The organism is Roseateles sp. P5_E11 (assembly GCF_054049355.1).
In genome coordinates this window covers 1-4,150 of sequence record NZ_JBFUMO010000521.1, presented here as the reverse complement: position 1 = coordinate 4,150, position 4,150 = coordinate 1, and the positions used below count along the sequence as shown (strand labels likewise).

The window sequence follows — 4,150 nt, the reverse complement described above, 5'->3', positions numbered from 1 at the left end:
GGATGGGTCGTGGGGGCGGCAGTTGCTGTTGGGCGTGGCTTTCGGGGCCGCGCAGATGGCGGCGGTCACGGCGTTGATCTTGCTCGCGGGCGGCGTGCGCTTCGAGCTGGACCCGGCGCGCAGCCTCGCGGCGCTGGCTTATGGCGCCTGGGTATTCCTGTGTGTGGCCGTGCTGGAGGAGCTGCTGTTCCGCGGCTTCGTGCTGCAGCGCATGGTGGAGGGCCTGGGGGCGCGCTGGGCGCTGGCGCTGATGGCCGCGCTCTTCGCCGTCRCCCACCTGGGCAACCCAGGCATGGACGGCATCACGGTCGCGACGGCGACGCTGGACAACGCGCTGGGCGCCCTGCTGCTCGGTCTGGCCTGGCTGCGCACCCGCAGCCTCGCCCTGCCCATCGGCATCCACTTCGGCTGGAACTGGATGCAAGGCTCGGTGCTGGGCTTGGATGTGAGTGGCCTGGCCCAGGCCGGATGGCTGCACCCCCAACTGCTCGACCGGCCGCAATGGCTCAGCGGCGGCGCCTTTGGACCGGAGGCGAGCGTCTTCGCCGTGGTGGTTGACCTGGCCGCGGTGCTGTTGCTGTGCCGGTGGAAGGGCATGGCGCGCAGGCCGTCCGCGGTGGCGGCTTGAGCGTCAGCGCTCGGAATTCATCGGCCCCGATGCCGCCAACCCACGCTCGCAGGCAGCCTTCTCACTTGYGCTGCTGATGGCCACGCACCGCGCTGCGCCCTCGTTCACACGACCGGGCACGCTGCCGACAGGCGCCGATGCGGGAATGGCAGCGAGGGGCATGACGTTCTTGTTCCTGAGCGGGATGGAGATCTGCGGAATCACCCGTTCCTCGGGGCGCTGGTTGCCAGGCTCCTTGGCGTTCTCGGACGCCGTGATGGCCGCGTTGCGGGTCGGAACCTGTCTTGAGGCTGCGGTCATGGGCGCCGAAGCCGGTGCAGACGCCGGCAGTGGCGCGGCGGGTTGAGCGCATGCGGCACCCGCGACGACCGTTGCCAGGATGCCGCCGAGGAGGGAGTCGAAGACGAATCTCATGGGGCACCGCACCGGCAGTTGCTATGCGGCAAGTTTGGTTCCGTGGTTGGGCGGCGTATGTAGGAGGCCGCTGCGAAACGCTGTGCGTGACGCCCGGTTGCACGAAATGATGTGTACGGCCCCTCGTGCGGCCCGTTTCCTGGCTAGGCTCATGGGCGCACCGGCTTCCGGATAAATCCAATGAAACGCAGAGACATCCTCCAATGGTCCGCCTCGGCGGGCGGCCTGAGCCTGATTGGCGGCACGCCTTCACCAGCATCGGCGGCGCTGCCCGTTCCCAAGCCCACGCTGCCGCAGAAGGCGGACCTGCTCAGCGCGGCGGCCCGCCGGCTCCAGCTCGTCAGCCAGCAGGCGCTGTATCTCTGGACAGAATCCCACCTCAACCTCGCCGGCGTGCCGATGGCGGCCGTGGTGCCGGCGGGCGAGCTGCCGACGCTRGAACATCAGCTCAAGACGTCGGCGCTGGCAGTGGAAGCGGTCACCAATCTGGCGGCCTCGATGGCGCCCAGCGGGCTCGCTGCCAGCAGCCTGCAGACGCTGGATGGCTTGAGGAGCCGGCTCGCGGCCGCGCAGGCGAGCTTCGACGGCGTCTCAGCTGCCAACGCTGGCGTGCTGAGCCTGCCCGCGGCCGTGCTCACGCTGCTGACCAACCTCACGGCGGCCGTGGGCGACATCGCGACGCAGCTCCGGCAGATCCACTACCAGCTCACCGTGCAGGTCACCACGGCGCCCCAGCCCAAGACGGTGGCGCAGTACGACGCGCTGTTCGTGACGCTGGACAAGCCAGCGATAGCGAGCCTGCTGCATGACGACGACACCTTCGCGTACATGCGTGTGGGCGGGCCCAACCCCATGCTGATCCGGCAGGTGGCTGCGCTGCCGGCCAAGTTCCCGCTGAGCGATGCGCAATACCGCCAGGCGATGGGTGGTGAGGGCAACAACGACGGCCTGCTCGACGCCGCCGGCAGTGGCCGGCTCTACCTGCTGGACTATGAAAGCCTGGGCGGCATGGCGCCGGCCGGCCCGGTGAACAAGCCGCTGACGGGCGCCGGCTACGGCTATGCGCCCATCGCGCTGTTCGCGCGCCCCCAGGCCGGCCGCTCGCTGGTGCCGGTCGCCATCCAGTGCGGGCAGGACCCGGCCCTCAGCCCCCTGGTGCTGCGGGCCACCGATCCGGCCAACGCCAACGCCTACTGGGCGTGGCAGTCGGCCAAGACCGCGGTGCAGGTGGCCGACTTCAACTATCACGAGATGTTCGTGCACCTGGGCCGAACGCACCTGATGTCCGAGGCCTTCGCGATGGCCACGCAGCGCCAGCTCGCGGTCGTGCACCCGCTGAACCGGCTGCTCGCGCCCCACCTCGAGGGCACGCTGTTCATCAACGATGCGGCCGCGCTGGTCATCATGGGGCCGCTCACCACGGGCGACACCATCCTGGCCGCGCCCATCGAGACGCTGCAGCGCGAATGCGGCCGTGATCGCCTGGCCTTCGACTTCTACGACAACATGCTGCCGAACGATCTGCGCGCACGCGGCGTGGATGACGCCGGTCGGCTGCCGGACTACCCCTACCGCGACGACGCGCTGCTGGTCTGGAATGCCATCCAGCAATGGGTGAGCGAATACCTCGCCGTGTACTACGCCAGCGACGCCGACGTGACGAGCGACTACGAACTCAAGGCCTGGGCCAGCGAGCTGGCCGTGAGTGGCAAGGTCAAGGGCTTCCGGCCCATCACCACGCGCAGCCAGCTCGCCTTGGTGGTGACGGCCATCATCTTCAATGCCAGCGCCCAGCACGCGGCCGTCAACTTCCCGCAGTCCTCGTTGATGACCTACGCCCCGTTCTACGCCGGCATGGGCGGCGCGTGGGCGCCTGCCGGCACGGTGGGGCAGAGCGAGGCCACCTGGTCGCAGATGCTGCCCAGCCGGCTCGCGGCGCAGGAGCAGATCCTGCTGTTCCACATCCTCGGCGGCGTGTACTACCGCATGCTGGGCGAATACCGCGACAACGCACCCCCGTATCCGCCGGTGCTGCTCGACCCCGCCATCACCCGGCCCGGCGGCCCGCTGGAGCGCTTTCGCAGCGCGCTGGCCGGCGTCGAGAACACCATCCGGCAGCGCAACCTGGCGCGCACGCGGCCGTATGAACACCTCCTGCCGAGCCGCATCCCGTCGAGCACCAACATTTAGCGTGACGCGAGGCGGTCGCGGGCGTCGCGTCAGTTCGACCCGTGCCCGTAGCTGAAGGCGCGCGTGATCGTCCAGGCATTGCCCTGCTGGCGCCACAGCATGGTGAACTCGGCGCGGCCCTCGCAGGGATGCGTCGTGCCGCCCGGCTTGTAGTGGCAGAAGCGATGCTCGCCGCGGGCCAGCGCACCGAAGCCCTTGATCGGCCACACCTTCAGCGTGCCCGGCACCAGTTCGCGCTGGAACTTGCCGCAGACATGGGCCCGGGTCTGCGCGATCATCACGTCGCGCGTCCACGTGACGCCGCCGAGGTCGTGATAGAACTCCACGGCAGGGTCGAAGAAGCTCGCGTATTTGTCGAGCTGGCCGGGTGCCTCGCAATGGTTGAAGGCCTCAAAGGCCGCGGTGTCGAGCACGGCGATCGTGGCGCTGAGATCGGCCTCGGCCGGCGAGGGCTCCGCCGCGTGGGCGGCCATGGCGACGCCAGCGAGCGCGCAAGCGAGAAAGCGGTGKCGTAGAGAGTTCATCGGTCTGCCTTGGGACGCGTGAAGAAGGCCGCATCCTCGCGATGGCCTGCCGGCTCCGCCATCATGCTGCGACAGTCGGTGGCAGGGCGCCGACAGGCCGTCGATGGGGCACGACGAAACGTGCCGTGCAACGCTCCATCCGTTCGGCAGCGCCACCAACGCGCTTCGCGCTATGGCTTGGCTCCGAGCACAACCGGCACCGTGTCGATCAGGCGGCGAGACACCACCATGGGCGAGGTCGATTCAAAGAACTTTCTGAAGTGCGCGGTCTGGATGTGCTGTGCGTAAGCTTCTTCGTCTGCATAGATCTCGAAGACGCGTATGTGGTTCGGCCGGTCCCGTTCGGCCACGGCGTAGAGGGCCAGAACTTTCGGCTCGGTCCGCACTGCGGCTT

The 4,150-nt window shown here is 68.8% G+C and carries 5 protein-coding genes; 2 read left to right on the top strand and 3 right to left on the bottom strand.

The genetic code is table 11. The annotated features are described in order from the left end of the window. The coding region (locus ACXJKR_RS26115) for a CPBP family intramembrane glutamic endopeptidase (protein ID WP_457325286.1) at window positions 1-628 on the top strand (628 nt) is incomplete at its 5' end. A gap of 3 nt (window positions 629-631) precedes the next feature. On the opposite strand, the gene ACXJKR_RS26110 is transcribed toward ACXJKR_RS26115, so the two are convergent. After that, the gene (locus tag ACXJKR_RS26110) at window positions 632-1,042 is read right to left on the bottom strand and encodes a hypothetical protein (protein WP_457325285.1); all 411 of its coding nucleotides are present in this window, start codon (window positions 1,040-1,042) and stop codon (window positions 632-634) included. Between the two features lie 180 nt (window positions 1,043-1,222). Here ACXJKR_RS26110 and ACXJKR_RS26105 point away from each other — a divergent pair, with 180 nt between their 5' ends. Further along, the gene (locus ACXJKR_RS26105; RefSeq protein WP_457325284.1) at window positions 1,223-3,232 is read left to right on the top strand and encodes a lipoxygenase family protein; all 2,010 of its coding nucleotides are present in this window, start codon (window positions 1,223-1,225) and stop codon (window positions 3,230-3,232) included. 29 nt (window positions 3,233-3,261) lie between these two features. Here the strand turns inward: ACXJKR_RS26105 and ACXJKR_RS26100 are convergent, their stop codons facing one another. Both ACXJKR_RS26100 and ACXJKR_RS26095 read right to left on the bottom strand, forming a co-directional pair. Further along, the gene (locus tag ACXJKR_RS26100) at window positions 3,262-3,756 is read right to left on the bottom strand and encodes a nuclear transport factor 2 family protein (protein WP_457325283.1); all 495 of its coding nucleotides are present in this window, start codon (window positions 3,754-3,756) and stop codon (window positions 3,262-3,264) included. 170 nt (window positions 3,757-3,926) lie between these two features. Beyond that, window positions 3,927-4,150, bottom strand: a 224-nt coding sequence (locus ACXJKR_RS26095) for a putative quinol monooxygenase (protein WP_457325281.1), incomplete at its 5' end; no start/stop codon positions are given.